The following is a 19075-nucleotide window of genomic DNA, read 5'->3' as shown; positions in this document are numbered from 1 at the left end:
CAACAAAAAAACGCCACTTGTTTTTAACAAATGACGTTTTTAACGTGATAAAGACTTTTCTATTCAATTTTAATTTTTCCTTTATTCATGCATTTTTCCGCAGTTATCTATATAATCCTGTCCCGTTAGAACCTAGTAATACAAATATACCTCCCTGCTCTACTTCAAAGTCTACCCCTCTGAGTACTTCTACATCTTTGTAAGATTTTTTTACTCCTTTAATTTTTATGATACTTCTTTTCATTTTCTTTTCCTCCTCTAAAATATAGTAATTTTTTTTGAATTTACATCTAATCTTTTGAATACAACTTGATCTTTTCAATTTAACTATTTCAAGTAAATTTATAAGTAATTTATATTACAAAGTGCTTGATTAGTTAAAATAAAAAAGAGCCGATAATCACATGATTTTAATCACATGTTATCGGCTCTGCGTCTTAGCGTCTGGCTCTTTAATAACTGATATATTAAGTTGTTTTACATTAATTATCGTTTCTTTTTTGCACTTGGGACAAAATAACGGGAAGTTTTCAAGAACAGTATCAACACGTATCTTGACCCTTGTTTTGTTGCTACAGACAGGGCATAATATCCACTCATCTTTATACACTATATCATCCCCTTAATTTATGATGTTGGTTGCCACTATAATTTTAATGTCTATAAATATTATGCTGATTTTAAATGTACTACACCTTTGTTATAGGTTCATACTTTTCTTCAATTGCTTTTTATATCTCGATATATCCATTTTACTTTATTTTATCAGTAACTTTCTTCATTGCCTTGTTAACTTCTTTATCGACTGATTCTTGATAGATGTCAGCGTAAGTTTTTGAATCTTTGATTAAATCGTCACAGAAAGCTGCTACGTCTCTACCTGTTACTTCTAGTACGCCTTTCCCCATAGCTGCGCCCTCTTCAAAAAGATCTACAATTCCAGTAAGCAAATCTGTCCCTTCACTTAGTTCAACTGGTCCAACCTTAAAGAGATATTTTTGAATTTCTTTATAAACAATCACATAATCTTTTGGTAGCGCTTTAACACGTTCCACGTGTGCTCGCCACTCTTTTTTACCTTTGATGATATCTTGTATTCCCATTTTATCCTCCTATTTACCTAATTTTTTAGCAATATTATTATTAAGTTGTTTTCTCCACTTATCGCGATAAGAATTTGCTCCTTCTTCGCCAACTAAAGCAAAACAAAAACCTTCTATATCGTCACCCAAAGCCTCTTGTACACTCTGACCGTCAGCAACTGTTTCTTCTAGCAATCCAATCACACCGTCAAGAATTGGCATGAGATTACGACCTGTGAAATCTGAGTGCTGCCAAAGATTAGATTTAATTTTTTCTCATGCTTCTTGATAATCAGCAGGTAGTTTTTTAGCTCGTAATTCAAATTTTTTTAATTCTTTAGTCATGTCACTTCCCGTAATTTTTTCCCAAAAATTCATGATTTCTTCTCCTTTAACTCGTTAATTTTTGTTGAAACAAACTCCCATTTTGCCCAGAACTTCTTTAGCTCTTCACGTCCTGCGTCATTTAGTTTGAAAAACTTTCGTGGTGGTCCCATATCAGATGGTTTTTTCGTAGTTTCCACCAATTTATTTTTTTCAAGCCTTACTAATATGGTATAAACTGTACCATCTACAACATCTGAAAATCCTAGGGTATTCAATCTTCTCGTAATCTCATAACCGTATATTTCTTCATGGCTAATGATTTCAAGAACACAGCCTTCAAGGACACCTTTTAGCATTTCTGTAATATTATCCAAGTAAATCACCTTCTTCACTATCTAGTATTACTGGTATTCAGTAATACTTACTACTACTATATAGTATCACTTAGTAGTGGCGGTGTCAATATAATTTATTTGTTTTTGCGGATATAAATTTACTTCTAACTAATGATAAACCTAGTAAAATCAATAGTTTAAAAGAGGCTCGCGTTTTGTTATGTCCTTTGTAAATTTATAAAAATTATAAAAATATCTATAATCTTTATTTGACTATGTGTACTTTACAACAGTTTAATAAAAATATTCCAATAAGATCAATTTATTCAATTTCTTTTAAAATGAAGAATTCTATAAAAATAAATAACCAAAAAGGAAGTCGCGAAACGCGACTCCCATTGCTCTATGAATATTTTATTAATTAATGTCGTATAAGTTTTTTCTTCTAGTAGTTTTTAACTTTCACTAAAATTATTATAAATTTCCAACCCATCTCTATTTATTTGTGATTTTATTTCTTCATTCATACTATCTAAAAACACTATATCTAAAGAATATAATCCTACAATTTCATCTAATTCCTCTGATATGGTACCTTTATATTTTTTATCACATAAAATTCCAATGTCTATATCGGAATTATACTTATAATTCCCTTTTGCTCTTGATAAATATAATAGGCACCTATATTTATTGAACTTAAAACAACCTAATTTGATTTACTTCTTCTATATCAAACCTTGCTGCTATATTTAAATATTTTCCTCATTATAATATTATATTTTAATTATAACATAATATTTTTAAATACAAATATCATAATTGTTATAAATAGTTAATCCATTCTCTTTTGTTCTTTAGTCACTTCTTATTTAAACAATTTAACATCAAATCCATCCACTATATTATCTTTAACCTTCATCACTTCAAAATATAACTTATCGCAATTTAAATCATCAAACTCATATAAAAATTCACCTTCTGGATATTTCCCAATAACCTTAAGAAACTTTATATTTCCTTTATCTGATAATATGCTATGATCATTGATATCTACATTATTTTCAGGCACACTTAATACTACTGTATTTTCTTCTATATTCTTTAATGTGATTCCTAAATTATTATCTTCAACTAATTTATTTGCTAAATCTACTGTTATATATTTATCTTCATTAGTCACATAACTTATTTTATCACATATTAATTGTAGATTTTCAATATTTGATATACCTCCATATAACTCTGCTATAATGGTATTTTTACCAGTTTCTAAATTATATATTACTTCGTCTGAAATTGACTTATCTGATGCTTCAAAGTATATATTATTGTCATTATCTATAAGCCTTAAATTTTTAAAGGATATTTTAGCAAGGTTATTATTGTTTTCTACTTAAAATATACCTTTGTTCTTGCAAAGGAAGCTTCTATTTTTTCTATTTTTATATTAGTAATGTCAGAACTAATATTTTTGTCAACTTCATATTCCTTCGTTAGTGAATCACTAAAAATACTTTTATCTAGTTCAACCAACACATCTAAGCTAGTTATTTTATAATTTTCTATCTCTTCTTTAAACTTATTAACTTCTTCCTCAGTTATTTCATTTCCTACTTTATGAAAGATTTCATTATCTTTAAAAAGTGTTATGACTATTTTAAAGTCTTCTAATTTTTTATTTAAATCTATTTCTGCATATCTTTTATCCCTATTCCCCTTATCTATCCAATTTAAAGGCTCATTATTAGTATTATGAAACTCTATATTCCACAATATATTAGGATCTTCTTTTACATCATATGATATCCACATCTTAGAATCATCAGCTACAACTGCATTTACTGTAAATTCAATGCTACCGTGTTTTACAGTTTTATTTATTTCTTGATATTTTCCATTTTCTATTAAGTTTTCGAAACCCTTATCATACTTATGTTTATCCATCTTAACAACTTTGATTAATTTATCAATAATAGGTATTTTTTCGAGTGCATAAGCTATACTTGGGACAAAGTTTATTGTAAGGATAAAAATTAATATGGCTGCAACTATTCCACTTACTCCTTTTATCCATCTATTTTTCTTTATATTATTAATTATTTTCCTATCATTTTTACTTTCATTTTCAATTTTTTTATTTAACTTCTTTCTTATTTTTTCTTTTATCTCATTATCAACAAAATCTTCAGTAATATTTTCAATATATAAATTATTCATTAAACTTTCTAGTTCATCATCATTAATATTATCTATAATATTAAAAATATCCTTATCATCCATATTAAATCACTTCCTTTTTTAATATCTTCTTTAATTTTAATCTACATCTATAAAGCCTATTTTCAACTGCGCTTGCAGTTGTATTAAACATTTTTGCTATATCCTTTACTTCATAGTTCATAAAATATTTTAAGTAAAAGTAACTTCTATTAGGTTCTTTGAACCTTTCTATTTCTTGTATTATTCTTTGCTTTTCAAATTTATCAATCACATAATTTTCAGTTATAAGAATTTCCTTATCTGTAATAGAATTACAATCAAATTCTTCAACTTTAATTTTCTTTGATATCAGCTTTTTTCTATAATTAAGTGCTATTGATCTTGTTTTTACATTTACAAAGGTATCATAACTTCCTCTTGAAATATTATATTTATCACTATCTTTCCATAGAGCTAAAAACACATCACTTACGCAATCTTCAATATCTTCGTTAGTTCCAACATCTTTAAGAATTCTTTTTACATAGAAAAATACTCTATTAAAATATTTTTCATAGATTTCGTCTATATTTTTATCCACTCTTTTTCCCTCCTTCGTATAGTAATACAAATAATATTTTAATATCTCGCGTTTTTTCTTAATTTTACCATAAATAAGAATATGTATTGAACTTTTTTAAGTTATGTAAAGCTACGGTTTTCTTATATAGTTTATATTTGTGTAAGAACAAGAAATCTCCATCAAAAAACCTTGAAAATCTTATTAAATTTTCTCAACTAAATAAATCAAAGATATATTAAAAAAACAACTTAAAAGGGCGTCGCGAGACGCGACTCCCCTTACTTTGCAGTATATTTAAAAAAATAATGTAAGCAAAAACTTTTTATAAAAGTCTTGCTTACATCTTTAAAATTCTTTGTATTTCAGCATATTTCAATAAGGAATCATATTTTTAATAGTAGTTACTAAATTAATTAATCATATTCTTATTATATATAAATAGTATCTAAGAAGATAAATTTACTATAACAATGTACAGTACACAGCAAATTAAATATGAAGGTATATGATTCAATAAAGTTAAGAAGTATATATTAATTTCACTTTTCCCTTTAATTAGTATATCCTTTGAAATTTTATAATTACTAAATAACAAAGGTAAACTAAATATAGCCCCACCTATTAATATTGCTATTAAGAATGCAATGAATTCATTTAATCCTAAATTAGCAAGAAGCCATGAAAATATTAATGAAATTGTATATCCAGGAATTACTGCAACGATTATTGCAAAGTACATATACCAATATTTTAAGTGACCTTTATAATACAATTTTAAATAATCCATATTTCAACTACTAACAATTATCAATAATATCAATAAATATCACAATTAGGATATATTAATCCTTTTTGATTATAAAACAAATCAATTCCATGTAATTTCCCAAATTCATAAGGCAACCAAGAACTTGTTGGTATCTCATTTCCATTGGAATCTGTTGCAGTCCATTCACCAACTTCAGTTCCTAATCTTTCAAACAATAAGCTGTTACCTAGCCCCTCTCCAACTAAATCTTTATTAAAGTAATAATTATATAGCTTACTATTAATTTTTTCTACATTCCCTATCTTAAATAACCAATTAGTAAAGTATTGCTGTTTATTATATCCTAATGCATTAAAAGTTGCTGAATGTATTGGTTCAGTTATATTACTTTTAAATAGACCTAATGTTCCATCATTAGCATCATAAACTTCATATAACACATCTTGTACTAATCTTCCTCCTAATGAGTGTCCAGTAATGAAAAAATCTGCATTAGAATATTCTTTTGCTATCTTCTTATATTCAATAAATGCTTTGTGTGATTGCTCTGTATCTACTCCCAACCCAAGAAATAAATCAGTAATACCATCATTTAATGGATCGCTATTAAATTCAGTTCCTCTAAGTGCATATATAATTGCATCTTTTTTTCCTGGTCTTGAAATTTTTATAGTAACACTACCTAATCCTTTATCAAAAAACTCTTGAAATGTTAAAAATCCACAATCATTTGCTTCAATAATTTTAAAATTCTTTAATTCCCTTTCTCCCTTTTCCCCGACAGTATTTCCAATGCTTGAATTCAAATTAGTATAGCTTAATCCTGCTGCTAATGAAAGAGTCCTATCTGTGATACTGTATATCATAGGTTCTGGATCAAGTTTATCATTAATTCCATCATTATCGCTATCTGAACTTAATGGATTTGTTTTCATTTGAAAATATTTATTTATATATATTAACTCTTCACCATCTTTTAATCCATCTCCATCAGTGTCTGGGTTGTCATATTCTGTTTTTATCCAATTAGTATTTATTCTAACTCCTCTTTTTTCATGATAATCTGATAATCCATCTCCATCAGTATCTTTTGTTAAATCAACAGTTTCTTCAGAAGTTTCTTCAAAAATACCAGATAAATCTGAAGCCGTAGAAGCATGGTAGTACTTTCCTCCTGTTGACTCAGCTATATTCTTCAACAGATTTACATCTATACTACTACCAAGTCCAATAGTGTAAATTTTGACCCCTTGATTGATTGCTTGTTGTGTTAAATTATGATTGTATGAACCTTCTCCATCTGTTAACATAATAATGTATTTTGCTTTTGAAGTGCTTGTTTTTAGCTGCTCTAATGCAGCTTTCACACCTGCTCCTAAATCAGTCCCACCTGAATCATCAATTTTATCGATTGCATTTTTTATTACTGTCTTATCGGTAGTCAATGAGCAATTAACTTTAGCAGAACTATCGAAATCAATTACAGCTGCCTTATCATTGTCATCCATTTTATCAACAAATTCTTTAGCAGTTTCTATTCTTAGCCCTGTTGGGTCATTCCATGACATGCTACCAGAAGAATCAATAGAAAACCCTATAACAAGTTCAACATTTTCAATATCTCCTTCAAATGGAGCTTTCATTTCTTTTGCCCAAAATTCATCAACTGATTTTTTATTAAGTAATATATATGTTGAAAAGTGATTAACCTCAGTAGATACTGTACAATTGACTAAATCAGCTGTTTGATTAGGTAGCAATTCTAGTAGATTTGTTTCCTCATTAAAATAATATATTGCAGGTTCAAAGTCTTTTTGACTTAATAACTCCTTATTAAAATTAAACTGAATTTTTGCACTATCAAAATCCATAGGGGCAAAGAACTCATATGGTGCACCTATATAACCTGGGATAGTACTTTGTAAATATGGATTAGCTTCTCCAACATTTGAGATAGAAACACTATCAATATTCTTCCCTTCTAAATCCATTGATACTGAAGCTTCCACATTTATATCTTTCTCTTTACCATTAATTTCTGTTAAAATATTAAATATTTCATCTCCATCTTTAATACCATTATTATCAGTATCTGCAACAAGAGGATTAGTTCCTTGTAAAATTTCATTATTATCTAATAGCTCATCACCATCTGTATCTTCTTTATTTGGATCTGTATTATAGCTATATATCTCTTGAAAATCTGTTAATTCATCAAGATCAGAGTCATTAGACCAAGGATCAGTATTCTTTGTAACTTCATCTATGTTGTTAATACCATCAATATCAAAGTCTTCCTTATCATCTGTAATACCATTTTTATCTGTATCTTTTTCTGCAGGATCTGTAAATAGCTTAAATACCTCATTGCCATCACTTATTCCATCACCATCTGTATCTGGATTATTTATATCTGTCTTGTATTTGTTAATTTCAAGAAAATCTGTTAATCCGTCTCCATCTGTGTCTGTATAAGTTTTATCTATATCCAAAATATCATTTCCCATTTCACTAACATATGCAAATACTTCATTTGACTCTTTAGATTCATTTTTTATATTTGAGGCGACTACTTTATAAGCATATATTCCTTGTGCATTTAAGCTTATATCAATATATGAATTTTGAGAAGTATCATAAATAACCTCATACTCACCTTGATCAACTTTTCTCATAATAGAATATTTAGTCGCATTTTTTACAGCATTCCAATTAAGCTTAAAACCATTATCTACTTTTTCTATATTAAGTTTTGGCGCTTCTTTTATTTCAAGTCCATTAATTAACTCATAATCGTCATTACTACTCATAACATTTAAAGAGCTACCTCTATAGATAATCTTGTCAGCTATTATTCTGCCAGTTAAAGTAAAATTAGCTGAATTAATTGTTACTGTTCCTTTAGGTGCATAAATAATCCCCTTTAAGTTTACAAGTGATCCGTTAAAGGTAATATTTCCAGTTTCAGATGCAATGACTATGCCCTTTTCTAATCTACTTTCAGTTTTTGATGTATTAAATGATATATCTTTAGTTGCGATAACATATCCATTGATATTAGATTTTGAACCATTTACATTAATGTTACCATCAACAATTACTGAGTTTTGCATAATTATATTGTTTCCAGTATATTTTTTATTAGATTTATATATATCAGCGTCAACACTTGCTATTGATTTTATTTCTTCTGTATAATCTGGCATTTGAATAATTGTTGAATCTTCAATCTTTTTTGTTATGTTTGATTTAGAACTAGTAACCTTTATTTTATCAACTGATTGGCATGTCCCATTAATATTAATGTTTGAACCATGATATACAAAACTATCATTTGTATGTATATCACCATTAACATTAGCATTTGAACCGTTAATAGACAATGCTGTATCTTCACTTGCAGAAAATAAAGTAAAATCTATAGCTTCTACTGAATCTTTTTTATCTTCTAAAGTATTAGCATACACATTACTAGGAAAGCACTGTAATATTAACAAAAATACTAACATGGCTGATAGAAATTTTTTCTTTAATTCCATCATTTCTAACCCCTTTAAATATAATATTTTTTGTTTTATTCTAATTATTAAGAATAATAAGATATTATTTTAGTAAATTTGTTATTCTTATATAAGCCGAATTCATTATTACTCAAATATCTTTATTTGTTTATTTTAATGTAAATATTAATAAAGAATATTATTACTTATTATCCCCACCATGGCATATCAGACAGAGTTGCAACTAATAGTACAGAATATATACTTATGTTTACAAGAACTTTAGATACTATTGATTGTTTCACTTACCTCACCTACTTTCATTTTTGGAAAATTTATCCTTGATTGTATTTTATCATTTCATTTAAAATAGATATATATGCAAAAATGCCTATTGAAAGGATAATATTTTATATGGATCAAAATAATTTGGGGTTAATTATTAAACAATTAAGAATAAATAAAAAGATTACACAAGAAGAACTTGCTTCTGGAATATGTTCAACAAGTCAATTGTATAGAATAGAAAAGGGTAAGCATTTTCCTTCAGTATTTCTTTTGCATCAATTATCTGAAAAGCTAGCTGTAGATATAACAAAATATATTATGTTTTTAAATTGTACAAATCCAGTTTATTTCTCAGTACTCTTCGAAAATTTGGAACAATTAAGATTAAGAAGAAAATATAACGATATTCTCTCATTAATTTCAGAAATAGAAATGATACCGCAGTATAATTATGATATTAATTTAACTAATATTAAACAATTATTATGTTGGTATAAGGGGATAGCACTAACTAATATTAATGATGCTAGCATCTCAATTGATTATTATTTAGAACTACTTAATCTAACAGTCAAATATGATGATACAAAGGAGTTATTTAAAAGTATTTTAAGTATTAATGAAATTAAAATTATCCATTCTATAGCTGCTACATATTGCAGATTGTGTGAGTTCTCAATTGCGCATGATATTTTGCTATCACTTATAAATAACATAAAAATTTTCCATGTTGATTTAGATGTATCTTTAATTTCAGAAATTTATTATAATTTATCAAAACTCCTTTTTATTCAAAAGGATTATGAAAATGCAATACTATATGCAGATGATGGAATAAAAAATTGCATATGTAATAATTTTTCTTGTGTTTTAGCAGATTTATTTTATATTCTGGGACAATGTCATGAATGTCTAGGAGAATTTGATCTTTCAATTAAAAATTTTAGTAAATTTGTTTGTTTATACGATATTTTAGGACATGATAAATTTTCATTAAGTTGCAAACATGAATTATTAGAAAAATATGGAGAAAAAATTACTAAGTTAGAATAATCGCTTATATAAATTTTTTATTAAATTTCTTCTTTTATATTTACACTTTAGTATTTAGAATATTTTTAAGCTATTTTTTAAAATATTCATATAATATTCTATTTAATTTACATTCTTATAATTATATTAACTTATATATTATTCACCAGTTTTATATATAAACATATTTTACTAGTAGTTTAAAATAAGAAAAGTATATAAATTTTAATAGAAAAAATATCTATTTAAATTTCATATACGTTTCTTATTATTTATAATCTATATATTTTACTATTATAGTAACTTAATTGTAATATATATTTAATTACCTTATTAGTTATTCTTGTGCTTTTTTATCCTTATCAAGGTAATTAACTTTATTATTTTCTCCATCTATTTTATGTTTATCAATCAAGTTATCTTCTTTATTTGCTTCACTTATTTTAGATTCATTAACAGTATCTTCTTTCACTTTGGGAGTCATTGCTATTGGTAAGTTGTGATTTTCTCTTATTGCATTTTCTACTTCAAGGGATAAATCTTTATTTTCTTTTAAATATGCTTTTGAGTTTTCTCTGCCTTGTCCTAATCTTATATCATTATAGGAAAACCATGTACCACTTTTGTTTATTATATCTTCATTAACAGCTATATCTAAAAGGTTTCCTTCTTTTGAGATACCTTCATTGTACATAATATCAAATTCTGCTTGTTTAAATGGTGGTGCAACTTTGTTTTTTATTACTTTTATTCTAGCCCTGCTTCCTAAAATGTTTTCTCCTACTTTTATAGTGTCAATTTTTCTTATATCTAATCTTACAGATGCATAGAATTTAAGAGCTCGTCCTCCTGTTGTTGTTTCAGGATTTCCAAACATAATTCCAATTTTTTCTCTTAATTGATTTATAAATATTACAACACACTTAGATTTATTTATTGCTGCTGTAAGTTTTCTTAATGCTTGTGACATTAATCTTGCTTGAAGACCTATATGCGAATCTCCCATTTCTCCTTCTATTTCAGCTCTAGGAACAAGGGCTGCAACAGAGTCAACAACTAGTACATCTACAGCATTTGATCTTACAAGTGCTTCTGTTATTTCTAGAGCTTGCTCACCAGTATCTGGTTGGCTCACTATTAAGTCTTCAGTACTTACTCCTAAATTTTTAGCGTAGGATGGATCTAAAGCATGTTCAGCATCAATAAATGCTGCTACTCCTCCTAACTTTTGTGCTTCTGCAATTATATGAAGAGCAATTGTAGTTTTACCTGAACTTTCTGGTCCGTACACTTCTATTATTCTACCACGGGGAACTCCTCCAACACCTAAAGCTATATCTAACGCTAGACATCCAGTTGATATTGTTTCTATATCCATTATTTGATTGGACCCAAGTTTAATAACTGAGCCCTTTCCAAATTGTTTTTCTATTTGTTTCATAACTGAATCTATTGCTAAAAGTTTTTCATCATTAATGTTCAAAAATTTTTCACCTCTAATTTAAATAATTTGTTTCCTTTATATAGTTATTTACTGTTTTAGCTATTTCTTCTGGCGTAGTATCTAAAGAAAATGCTAATTCTGAAAAAAGAATACCTTGAATATCTGATAAAATCTTTTTATCCTTTTCATGAAATTTCTTGCCATTTTTCTCTAAGCTATTCTTTGTTCTCATTAAAGTATTAGCTATTCTTACAATTTCTCTACGATTCCCTTGCTTTATAATTTCACTATATACTTCACCTCTTTCCCTATCTACTTCTATCCAATCCATACCTGGTTTTTTAAATGATTCTAAAATTTCTTCTGCTTCTTCTTTTGTAAGAAGCTCTAATATTGCTACCTTATCATTATCTACTGGAGTACTTATACTTAAATTCTTATCATTCATAGGATGCAATATATAGTATTGCTTTTTTACATGAGAAATCGTCTTTTCACATATATCATCTACCTTACAAATGCCATGAACTGAATATAGAATTAAATCCCCTTTCTTAAACATTTAAAATGCCTCCTTGTCAAATAGAAGTTTGGTAAACGTTTACTTATGCGCATTTACAAAACTTCTATAATTATATTAATCTCTGCTCTTATTATTAAATAAAGTACTAGAACCTTTAATATTATTTTAGCATAAAAAAATTGATGAGTGTAAGCAAAACTTTTTATAAAAATTTAAAGATATTTTTTATAATAAGATATTATTGAAAAATTTAAACTTTTATTATACACTATTAACATAAAATTTATATACTCAGAATAATTCTGAGAGAGGTTCGTAACCATCCCTCTATAAAAAACTAGGACCCTAATTTAATGTATTTTAAATTAGATTAATTTTGTTGTTTAAGCTTCAATAAAATAATAAACTAGATTTTTATAAAGGGCTATTAGTAATTAATGGCTCTTTTTATATTCTAGTATTTTATAGGTTTACTCTGCTAATAGCTTTTTATAAATTACGTCTTTCTATTTTTAAGTGGACATATGTAAGTTTGTGTTTACTTTAATGAAGGATGAAATAAGTAAACTTATTTATGTCCACTTTTTTATTTGAGATGGAATGAACTTTATAGTTCGTTCCTTTTTTATTTTTCTGAATATAAATTTTACATACTATTAAATAAAGGAGAAATGAAAATGAAAAGAAAAGTAATAATTGATTGTGATCCAGGTATCGATGATTCTCTTGCTCTACTTCTAGCTTTGAATTCCTCGGAATTAAATGTTATAGGAATTACTATTGTGTCTGGAAATGTTTGTGCTAATCAAGGTGCTAAAAATGCATTAAAGGTTTTAAAACTTCTTAAAAGAGAAGATGTCAAAGTTTATGTTGGAGAAAGTACTCCTTTAGTTAGAGATTTAGTTACTGCACAAGATACTCACGGGGAAGATGGATTAGGTGAAACTAACTATGAAGAAGCTAATATTGAAATTAATCATAATGGAGTTGATTTTATATTAGATAGTGCTAAACAAGGTGATGTTAGCATTATTGCTTTAGGCCCTTTAACTAACTTAGCTAAAGCTTTAGAAAAAGATGAAGCTGCATTTAATATGATTAATGAAATAGTATCTATGGGTGGTGCATTTAAATCTCATGGTAATTGCTCTCAAGTTGCAGAATTTAATTATTGGGTTGATCCTCATAGTGTGAAAAAGGTATTTGATAAGAGCAAAGTTCCTTTTTCAATGGTTGGTTTAGACGTTACTCGTGAAATAGTTTTAACTCCTAACCTTATAGAAGTTATTAATCAATTCAATGATGTAATAGGAAAATTTATTGTAGATATAACAAGGTTTTATGTTGATTTCCATTGGCAGCAAGAAAGAACTCTTGGTTGTGTTATTAATGATCCTTTAGCTGTGGCTTATTTTATAGATAAAAGTATTTGTGAAGGATTTACTTCCTATTTAGATATTGTTACAGATGGAATTGCTATGGGACAAACCTTAATTGATGTAGGAGAATTTTATAGGAAAGAACATAATGGATTAGTTTTAACTAAAGTTAATTCAAGAAAATTCATGGAAATGTTCTTATATAGATTATTCCCAAACAATAAAGAAGATATAGACTTGATTCTTAATAATAAGAAATATTACATAGGTTAAATCATTGGAGGATATATGAAAAGAAATAATACTTTTAAAATAACACTTATGTCTATTGCAATTACCATAAACATTCTTGGAGGATTCATTGCTATTGCTCTTAAGCTTCCAATATTTATAGATACAATTGGAACTTTCTTAATTGCTTTTTTATTTGGTCCAATAAGTGGTGCAATAACTGGTTTGGCTAAATCGTTAATAAATGGCTTTACTTTTGATCCATATTCATTGTACTTCTTCCCAGTTCAAATAGTAATAGGATTAGTTGCTGGTTTATGCTATAAAAAAGGATTATTTAAGGGCAAATTCATAGTTTTAGGGATTTTAATTTCAACTATTGCAGGTTCACTAGTTGCATCACTTATTTCTGCATATGTTTTTGGTGGAATAACATCATCTGGAACCTCATTTGTAGTTATGTATTTAAAGAATGTTGGTGTAAATATAGTAGCTAGCGTTTTCTCAACTCAAATATTATTTGATTTACTAGATAAATCTTCCACTATATTTATTGTATTAATGCTAATTAAATCCCTGCCAAATAATATGAAAGAAATTATAAATAATAGGTGTATAAATGGATAGATATAATAAAATAACTAACAAAAATATTAGAGAAATTGTATTATTAAAATCATTCCCTTGTATTTGGGGTAAATGTAGTTTTTGTGATTATATAGATGATAATAGCTTAAATAAAGAAGAAATAGTAAAGCTAAATAAAGAAGTATTAAAAAATATCACTGGAGAATTCAAAGTATTAGAAGTTATAAATTCAGGTAGTTGCTTTGAAATCCCAAAAGAAACACTAAATGATATAAAGAAAATAATACAAGAAAAAAATATAGAAAAACTTTTTTTAGAAAGCCATTGGTGCTATAAAAATAGATTACAAGAAATGAGAGACTTCTTTGGTATTCCAATTATATTTAAAATAGGTGTGGAAACCTTTGATAATAACTTTAGAAATTTAGTATTAAACAAAAATGCAAACTTCAAAACTCCAGATGACGTAAAATCACATTTTGAATCAGTTTGCTTACTAATTGGAGTAAAAGGACAAACTAAAGAAATGATAAATAAAGATATAGATATAGTCCTTAAAAACTTTAAATATGCAACATTAAATGTTTTTGTTAATAATACAACAGATATAAAAAGAGACGAAGAATTAGTAAAATGGTTCGTTGAAGAATATAAGTACTTAAATCACTACGATAATATCGAAGTGCTGTATAATAATACAGATTTTGGTGTAGGAGACTAGTTGAGAATATAAAGGCTACGATAAATAGATATTCTTATTCCACCTTCTATTTATCTTCGCTAAATTATATTTCTCCACTAAGAAATTATTAATTGTAGAATTAACCTCATTAATGATATGTATTAACTTGGGATATTATATAAAAATCAGAAGGTTAATACATATCATTAAGTGTAGTTGTCAATTCATAATTATCTTCCACTAAGTAATTTATAATATCTAGGCAACTCATTTTCGCTGCATTTATCGCATTTTTTTGCATAGCAATAGGTTTTAGCTTGCCCTAATTTACCATGCATATTATCCCATATATCTTTTATATCTTCATTTAATACATTTCCAAATCCTTCAGGAACAAAGTCACAAGGTAAAAAGTTTCCTTCATTGTCTATATAAGAGTGTTGTACCCCTGCTCCACATCCAAATTGATCTTTTGATTCAACGTATGGAAATACTGATGTTTTAGGATATCCTTTATCTCTATTGAATTTTATATGAAGCTTTATAAGCTCTTCTTTATCTTCCTTAGAGAAGATTTCATCTGACTTTACTAAAAGAGATCCACATGGTATTGGCTCTAATATCCTAACTTCATCTACTCCTAAAGTTTTTAGAAACTTACCTAATTCATATATTTCTCCGCTTTTTAGCATTTCTTTTGTGCATACAGTTTGAGCCATAGTATAAAGTCCTGCTTCTTTACAGTTTTTTATTGCTGAAATTGAATTTTCATAAGCTCCATTAAACCCTCTTTTTTTGTCATGGTTTTCTTTATATAAGCTATCTATGCTTATTCCTACACCAAAAAGACCAGCTTTCTTTAATTCTTTTGCTTTGTTTTGATTTAATGAATAGCCATTTGTAAATAAGTATGAAATACTTCTATTATCTATACTACTTATTATTTCTTCTAAATCATTTCTAAGAAGAGGCTCTCCACCTGTAAATCCAATTATTCCAACGCCTAAATCTTGAAGAGATTTTATTATTGTCTTTATTTGATTTGTTGTCATTTCTCTTGATTTATCATCTTTATCTTTTATAAATCTTTTTGCACTGCAATGCCAGCAATTATACATGCATCTTCCTGTAATAGCTATGTATGTAGAAATTGGAGCAAGTCTTTTTCCAGTAGTATGATTGTAAAAGAATTCATCATTTTCTCCTGGAACTGCATCTACAATACTTTTATAAGCAATGCTATTTAAAGGTGGCAAAAATGAATTAACTACAAAATTACCATTATGAACTGCTAGCCTATCGTTTTTTATAACATTCATACCACACTTTATAACATTTATAGGTTTATAATCCTTGCTTTTTTTAAATCTCTTATGTATATAAAAGAAATTATTTCTTACATCATTATTTAACATTGCCTTTATAATTGGAATTGCATTACTTATCATTTTTAAAAATCCCCCAAACATATTTATGAGTAATTGTTTTTATTTCTTTATCATTAAATAACTTAATCATTGAACTTTTGACCTCTTCATCCTCCATATTTAACATAGCATCAAATCCAGCTAAAGCTCCTGTAGATGTTACAAAAGAAACTAATGATTTTGTATCTTCAAAATTAAATATATGAGATCCACTTTTTACTTCTATCTTAGAAAAACTTTCTTTTTCAAACCATCTTGTAAAGGTCTTATAATGAATTGGATTAGGAAGCTCTTTCATTATTTTATTAACTTTATTATAGTTTCTTAAAATAAGTTTTGGATATATTTTTCTAACCTCTGGCAATGTACCTTTTAAATTAACTATTACTGCAAAGTATCCATCCTTTTTTATAACTCTAGAAACCTCTTTTATAATTTCATGTGGATTTTGATATTTAATTGCCCAAGAACATATAACAATATCAAAACTATTATCTTTTGAACTTTTTAAAAAAGATAACATATCACTTTTTATGAAGTAAGCATTTAAACTTAAATTTTTTTTAGATTCATTTAACATCCCTTCTGATATATCTACTAAGGTAAAGTTTGAGCTGTTAATTTTCGAATTTAAAAAATTACTATTAAAGCCTGTCCCACAAGCGAGATCTAGAATTTTAGGAGATGAGTTATCTTTATTATCAATATATCTTATAATGAGCTTATCTAACATTTCTTTATTGTATTTGTGCATTTCCTTTAAGAAAGACTCATTATAATTTTCACTTACTCTTGTATAGGAATTTGCTATATCATTTAAGTTTGTGTACCTTTTAGATAATAATAATTTTGTAATTTTGAATATTCCCATTTAAAGTATTCATTAAGTAACTCCTCTAGTTTGATTTTTCTCCAAAGTATATATACTCATAACTTGATATATCAATTATTTCACCATCATTAAAATACTTTGAAGCTAATTTTTTTATTTCACTTTTAGATAGCATTTTAACTTTTTCAAAACAACATCTTTCAAAAATGTATATAAGTTTAGTTATTATATGAGTTCTATCAAATTCATAAATTAAAATTTTTCCTTTATCACTTAGTAAGCTTTTGCATTCTTTTAATGTTTCTTCTTTATCTTGGATATGATGAAATGAATCTCTCATTATAATTAAATCAAATAAATTATCATTTAATGTTATATTAGTTAAATATCCATTAATTATATTGACTTTATTATTTTTTTCCTTAGCTATGTTAGTCATTTTAACTTCTGGATCAAGAATAGTTACATTTGCGCCTAAATTTATTAAAATATCTGCAAGAGTTCCTGTTCCCCCACCAATATCTAAAATCTCTAAGTTATTAACATCTTTTATTACTTTTACTATTTCTTTATTTTTATCTAAATTAAATATTTTCATAAACTTGTCATATTGCTTATTGTAATATTTAAATAAGTAACTCATATAGTTCTCCTTGCAAATCCTCTGTTAATATTTACTAATTATATAATAACATGTAACTCTTACAGCTTTTGTATATTTTTCTTAAATTTTTCTAAAACATGTATTTTTATTTAATATATAAGTTTGAATTAAGTACTATAATAAATTTACTTTTTAATAAAAATAATAGGATTCAAAAAATATCTTTCTTATTAAATAAATTAAAAACCTATATAATATAAATCTATTTTGACTTATATTATATAGGTTCATCTTATCTATTTATATCTTAAAAGTTTTCTGTTCCAAATTTATTATTTCTAAAATCTTCATATGCTTGAAATATTTCTTCCATTGTATTCATAACAAATGGTCCATGAGAAACAATAGGTTCATTTATTGGTTCTCCACTTAATACAATAAATAAGGATTCTTCACTTTTTGACTCTACTGAAATATCGCCTTCTACATTGTTAAATAAAATAAAGTCACCTTCTTTAGCATCACTTTCTTCATTTACTTTAACATCACCTTTTAATACAAGTATTCCTGTATTAAAATTACTAGCCTCCTTTAATTTAACCTTACCAAAGTTTTTTAAGTTTACATTATACATATTTATATTAGTAAATGTGCTTGCAGGCCCTTTAACTCCATTTACTTCTCCTGCAATAATACTCATCTCTCCTTGATTATTATCAAGCTTTAATTTTCCCATATTTTCTTTTAGTAAAGTTTGATATTTAGGATCTTTCATCTTTTGATTTTTAGGAAGATTAACCCATAATTGAATCATGTGTAAAACTCCACCATTCTTACTAAATTCTGCTTCATGATATTCCTTATGAAGCACTCCTGATGCAGCAGTCATCCACTGAACATCCCCAGGTCCTATAATTCCATGATTTCCATTGTTATCATGGTGCTCAACTTTACCACTGTAAGCAATAGTAACTGTTTCAAATCCACGATGTGGATGAGCTCCAACTCCTAACCTAGTTTTAGAAGGTTCATAATAATGTGGTAAATGATAATCCAGTAATAAAAATGGAGATAACCTATCCATTGAGCTAATTCCTGTTGGTAGGTATTGAGAAACTCTAAATCCATCTCCAACCATGTGAGGTTCTGTACCTCTAAATATACTTTCTATAGTTCTAAATTTTTTCATAATATACTACCTTTCGAAATTGAATATTTTTTTATTTATATAATATATATCACTAATT

The 19075-nt window shown here is 26.9% G+C and carries 19 protein-coding genes, 2 pseudogenes and 1 riboswitch; of the genes and pseudogenes, 4 read left to right on the top strand and 17 right to left on the bottom strand.

Annotated elements, in window-relative coordinates:
- Nucleotides 1-115 precede the first annotated feature (115 nt).
- The 11 genes and pseudogenes from J7M87_RS14970 to J7M87_RS14920 form a co-directional block, all read right to left on the bottom strand.
- Nucleotides 116-244, bottom strand: a pseudogene (locus tag J7M87_RS14970) (ABC transporter ATP-binding protein); the annotation flags it as partial.
- Nucleotides 245-421: 177 nt separating this feature from the next.
- A complete protein-coding gene (locus J7M87_RS14965) occupies nt 422-610 on the bottom strand; it encodes a cysteine-rich KTR domain-containing protein (protein WP_291652077.1) in 189 nt (62 codons plus the stop codon).
- Between the two features lie 142 nt (nt 611-752).
- The gene (locus tag J7M87_RS14960; protein WP_291652075.1) at nt 753-1103 is read right to left on the bottom strand and encodes a DUF1048 domain-containing protein; all 351 of its coding nucleotides are present in this window, start codon (nt 1101-1103) and stop codon (nt 753-755) included.
- Between the two features lie 9 nt (nt 1104-1112).
- Nucleotides 1113-1460: pseudogene (locus J7M87_RS14955) on the bottom strand (DUF1048 domain-containing protein).
- A complete protein-coding gene (locus J7M87_RS14950; RefSeq protein WP_142690032.1) occupies nt 1457-1783 on the bottom strand; it encodes a PadR family transcriptional regulator in 327 nt (108 codons plus the stop codon). The pseudogene J7M87_RS14955 and the gene J7M87_RS14950 overlap by 4 nt, the downstream one beginning before the upstream one ends.
- Before the next feature lie 416 nt (nt 1784-2199).
- Nucleotides 2200-2463 carry a nucleotidyltransferase domain-containing protein gene (locus J7M87_RS14945; RefSeq protein ID WP_291652083.1) on the bottom strand — a complete coding sequence of 88 codons (264 nt, stop codon included), beginning with the start codon at nt 2461-2463 and terminating at the stop codon, nt 2200-2202.
- Between the two features lie 149 nt (nt 2464-2612).
- Nucleotides 2613-2927: a hypothetical protein gene (locus J7M87_RS14940; RefSeq protein ID WP_291652071.1), complete on the bottom strand. Its 315-nt coding sequence runs from the start codon at nt 2925-2927 to the stop codon at nt 2613-2615.
- Between the two features lie 209 nt (nt 2928-3136).
- A complete protein-coding gene (locus J7M87_RS14935) occupies nt 3137-4027 on the bottom strand; it encodes a DUF4179 domain-containing protein (RefSeq protein ID WP_291652069.1) in 891 nt (296 codons plus the stop codon).
- A 1-nt stretch (nt 4028) separates the two neighbouring features.
- Nucleotides 4029-4547, bottom strand: a complete 519-nt coding sequence (locus J7M87_RS14930) for a sigma-70 family RNA polymerase sigma factor (RefSeq protein ID WP_291652067.1) — start codon at nt 4545-4547, stop codon at nt 4029-4031.
- Between the two features lie 427 nt (nt 4548-4974).
- Nucleotides 4975-5316: a hypothetical protein gene (locus J7M87_RS14925; RefSeq protein ID WP_291652065.1), complete on the bottom strand. Its 342-nt coding sequence runs from the start codon at nt 5314-5316 to the stop codon at nt 4975-4977.
- Nucleotides 5317-5345: 29 nt separating this feature from the next.
- A complete protein-coding gene (locus J7M87_RS14920) occupies nt 5346-8837 on the bottom strand; it encodes a VWA domain-containing protein (protein ID WP_291652063.1) in 3492 nt (1163 codons plus the stop codon).
- A gap of 375 nt (nt 8838-9212) precedes the next feature.
- Between J7M87_RS14920 and J7M87_RS14915 the strand changes: the two genes are divergently transcribed.
- The gene (locus J7M87_RS14915) at nt 9213-10139 is read left to right on the top strand and encodes a helix-turn-helix domain-containing protein (protein ID WP_291652061.1); all 927 of its coding nucleotides are present in this window, start codon (nt 9213-9215) and stop codon (nt 10137-10139) included.
- A 316-nt stretch (nt 10140-10455) separates the two neighbouring features.
- Here the strand turns inward: J7M87_RS14915 and recA are convergent, their stop codons facing one another.
- The gene (gene recA / locus J7M87_RS14910) at nt 10456-11595 is read right to left on the bottom strand and encodes a recombinase RecA (RefSeq protein WP_291652081.1); all 1140 of its coding nucleotides are present in this window, start codon (nt 11593-11595) and stop codon (nt 10456-10458) included.
- A 19-nt stretch (nt 11596-11614) separates the two neighbouring features.
- The gene (locus tag J7M87_RS14905; RefSeq protein WP_291652059.1) at nt 11615-12124 is read right to left on the bottom strand and encodes a CarD family transcriptional regulator; all 510 of its coding nucleotides are present in this window, start codon (nt 12122-12124) and stop codon (nt 11615-11617) included.
- Between the two features lie 263 nt (nt 12125-12387).
- Nucleotides 12388-12432: riboswitch (PreQ1 riboswitch) on the top strand.
- Nucleotides 12433-12762: 330 nt separating this feature from the next.
- Between J7M87_RS14905 and J7M87_RS14900 the strand changes: the two genes are divergently transcribed.
- From J7M87_RS14900 to J7M87_RS14890, 3 genes are read left to right on the top strand one after another with little or no spacing between them, the layout of a single operon-like run.
- The gene (locus J7M87_RS14900) at nt 12763-13737 is read left to right on the top strand and encodes a nucleoside hydrolase (protein ID WP_291652057.1); all 975 of its coding nucleotides are present in this window, start codon (nt 12763-12765) and stop codon (nt 13735-13737) included.
- 15 nt (nt 13738-13752) lie between these two features.
- Nucleotides 13753-14322, top strand: a complete 570-nt coding sequence (locus J7M87_RS14895) for an ECF transporter S component (protein ID WP_291652055.1) — start codon at nt 13753-13755, stop codon at nt 14320-14322.
- Entirely contained in the window at nt 14315-15004 is a 690-nt protein-coding gene (locus J7M87_RS14890; RefSeq protein WP_291652053.1) for a radical SAM protein, read from the top strand. Before J7M87_RS14895 ends, J7M87_RS14890 begins: the two co-directional genes overlap by 8 nt.
- Nucleotides 15005-15195: 191 nt before the next feature.
- Here J7M87_RS14890 and J7M87_RS14885 read toward each other — a convergent pair whose 3' ends face one another.
- The 4 genes from J7M87_RS14885 to J7M87_RS14870 form a co-directional block, all read right to left on the bottom strand.
- On the bottom strand, nt 15196-16413 hold the full coding sequence (locus J7M87_RS14885) for a radical SAM protein (protein WP_291652051.1): 1218 nt from the start codon (nt 16411-16413) through the stop codon (nt 15196-15198).
- Nucleotides 16403-17263, bottom strand: coding sequence for a class I SAM-dependent methyltransferase (locus J7M87_RS14880; RefSeq protein ID WP_291652048.1), 861 nt, complete (start codon nt 17261-17263; stop codon nt 16403-16405). Before J7M87_RS14880 ends, J7M87_RS14885 begins: the two co-directional genes overlap by 11 nt.
- A gap of 25 nt (nt 17264-17288) precedes the next feature.
- Nucleotides 17289-17885, bottom strand: coding sequence for a class I SAM-dependent methyltransferase (locus tag J7M87_RS14875; protein ID WP_291652079.1), 597 nt, complete (start codon nt 17883-17885; stop codon nt 17289-17291).
- Nucleotides 17886-18135: 250 nt separating this feature from the next.
- Nucleotides 18136-19017, bottom strand: coding sequence for a pirin family protein (locus tag J7M87_RS14870; RefSeq protein WP_291652047.1), 882 nt, complete (start codon nt 19015-19017; stop codon nt 18136-18138).
- Nucleotides 19018-19075: the final 58 nt, after the last annotated feature.

This window comes from Clostridium sp., assembly GCF_017888565.1.
Classification (GTDB): Bacteria; Bacillota; Clostridia; order Clostridiales; family Clostridiaceae; genus Clostridium.
This window is presented reverse-complemented; position numbering and strand designations above follow the sequence as displayed.

What these genes read in the sequence shown, in the direction of transcription:
- J7M87_RS14890 (WP_291652053.1), top strand. Translation starts at nt 14,315, where the DNA reads ATGGATAGATATAATAAAATAACTAACAAAAATATTAGAGAAATTGTA.
- J7M87_RS14870 (WP_291652047.1), bottom strand. Translation starts at nt 19,017, where the DNA reads ATGAAAAAATTTAGAACTATAGAAAGTATATTTAGAGGTACAGAACCT.
- J7M87_RS14885 (WP_291652051.1), bottom strand. Translation starts at nt 16,413, where the DNA reads ATGATAAGTAATGCAATTCCAATTATAAAGGCAATGTTAAATAATGAT.
- J7M87_RS14905 (WP_291652059.1), bottom strand. Translation starts at nt 12,124, where the DNA reads ATGTTTAAGAAAGGGGATTTAATTCTATATTCAGTTCATGGCATTTGT.
- J7M87_RS14895 (WP_291652055.1), top strand. Translation starts at nt 13,753, where the DNA reads ATGAAAAGAAATAATACTTTTAAAATAACACTTATGTCTATTGCAATT.
- J7M87_RS14935 (WP_291652069.1), bottom strand. Translation starts at nt 4,027, where the DNA reads ATGGATGATAAGGATATTTTTAATATTATAGATAATATTAATGATGAT.
- J7M87_RS14960 (WP_291652075.1), bottom strand. Translation starts at nt 1,103, where the DNA reads ATGGGAATACAAGATATCATCAAAGGTAAAAAAGAGTGGCGAGCACAC.
- J7M87_RS14915 (WP_291652061.1), top strand. Translation starts at nt 9,213, where the DNA reads ATGGATCAAAATAATTTGGGGTTAATTATTAAACAATTAAGAATAAAT.
- J7M87_RS14880 (WP_291652048.1), bottom strand. Translation starts at nt 17,263, where the DNA reads ATGGGAATATTCAAAATTACAAAATTATTATTATCTAAAAGGTACACA.
- J7M87_RS14925 (WP_291652065.1), bottom strand. Translation starts at nt 5,316, where the DNA reads ATGGATTATTTAAAATTGTATTATAAAGGTCACTTAAAATATTGGTAT.
- J7M87_RS14920 (WP_291652063.1), bottom strand. Translation starts at nt 8,837, where the DNA reads ATGGAATTAAAGAAAAAATTTCTATCAGCCATGTTAGTATTTTTGTTA.
- J7M87_RS14900 (WP_291652057.1), top strand. Translation starts at nt 12,763, where the DNA reads ATGAAAAGAAAAGTAATAATTGATTGTGATCCAGGTATCGATGATTCT.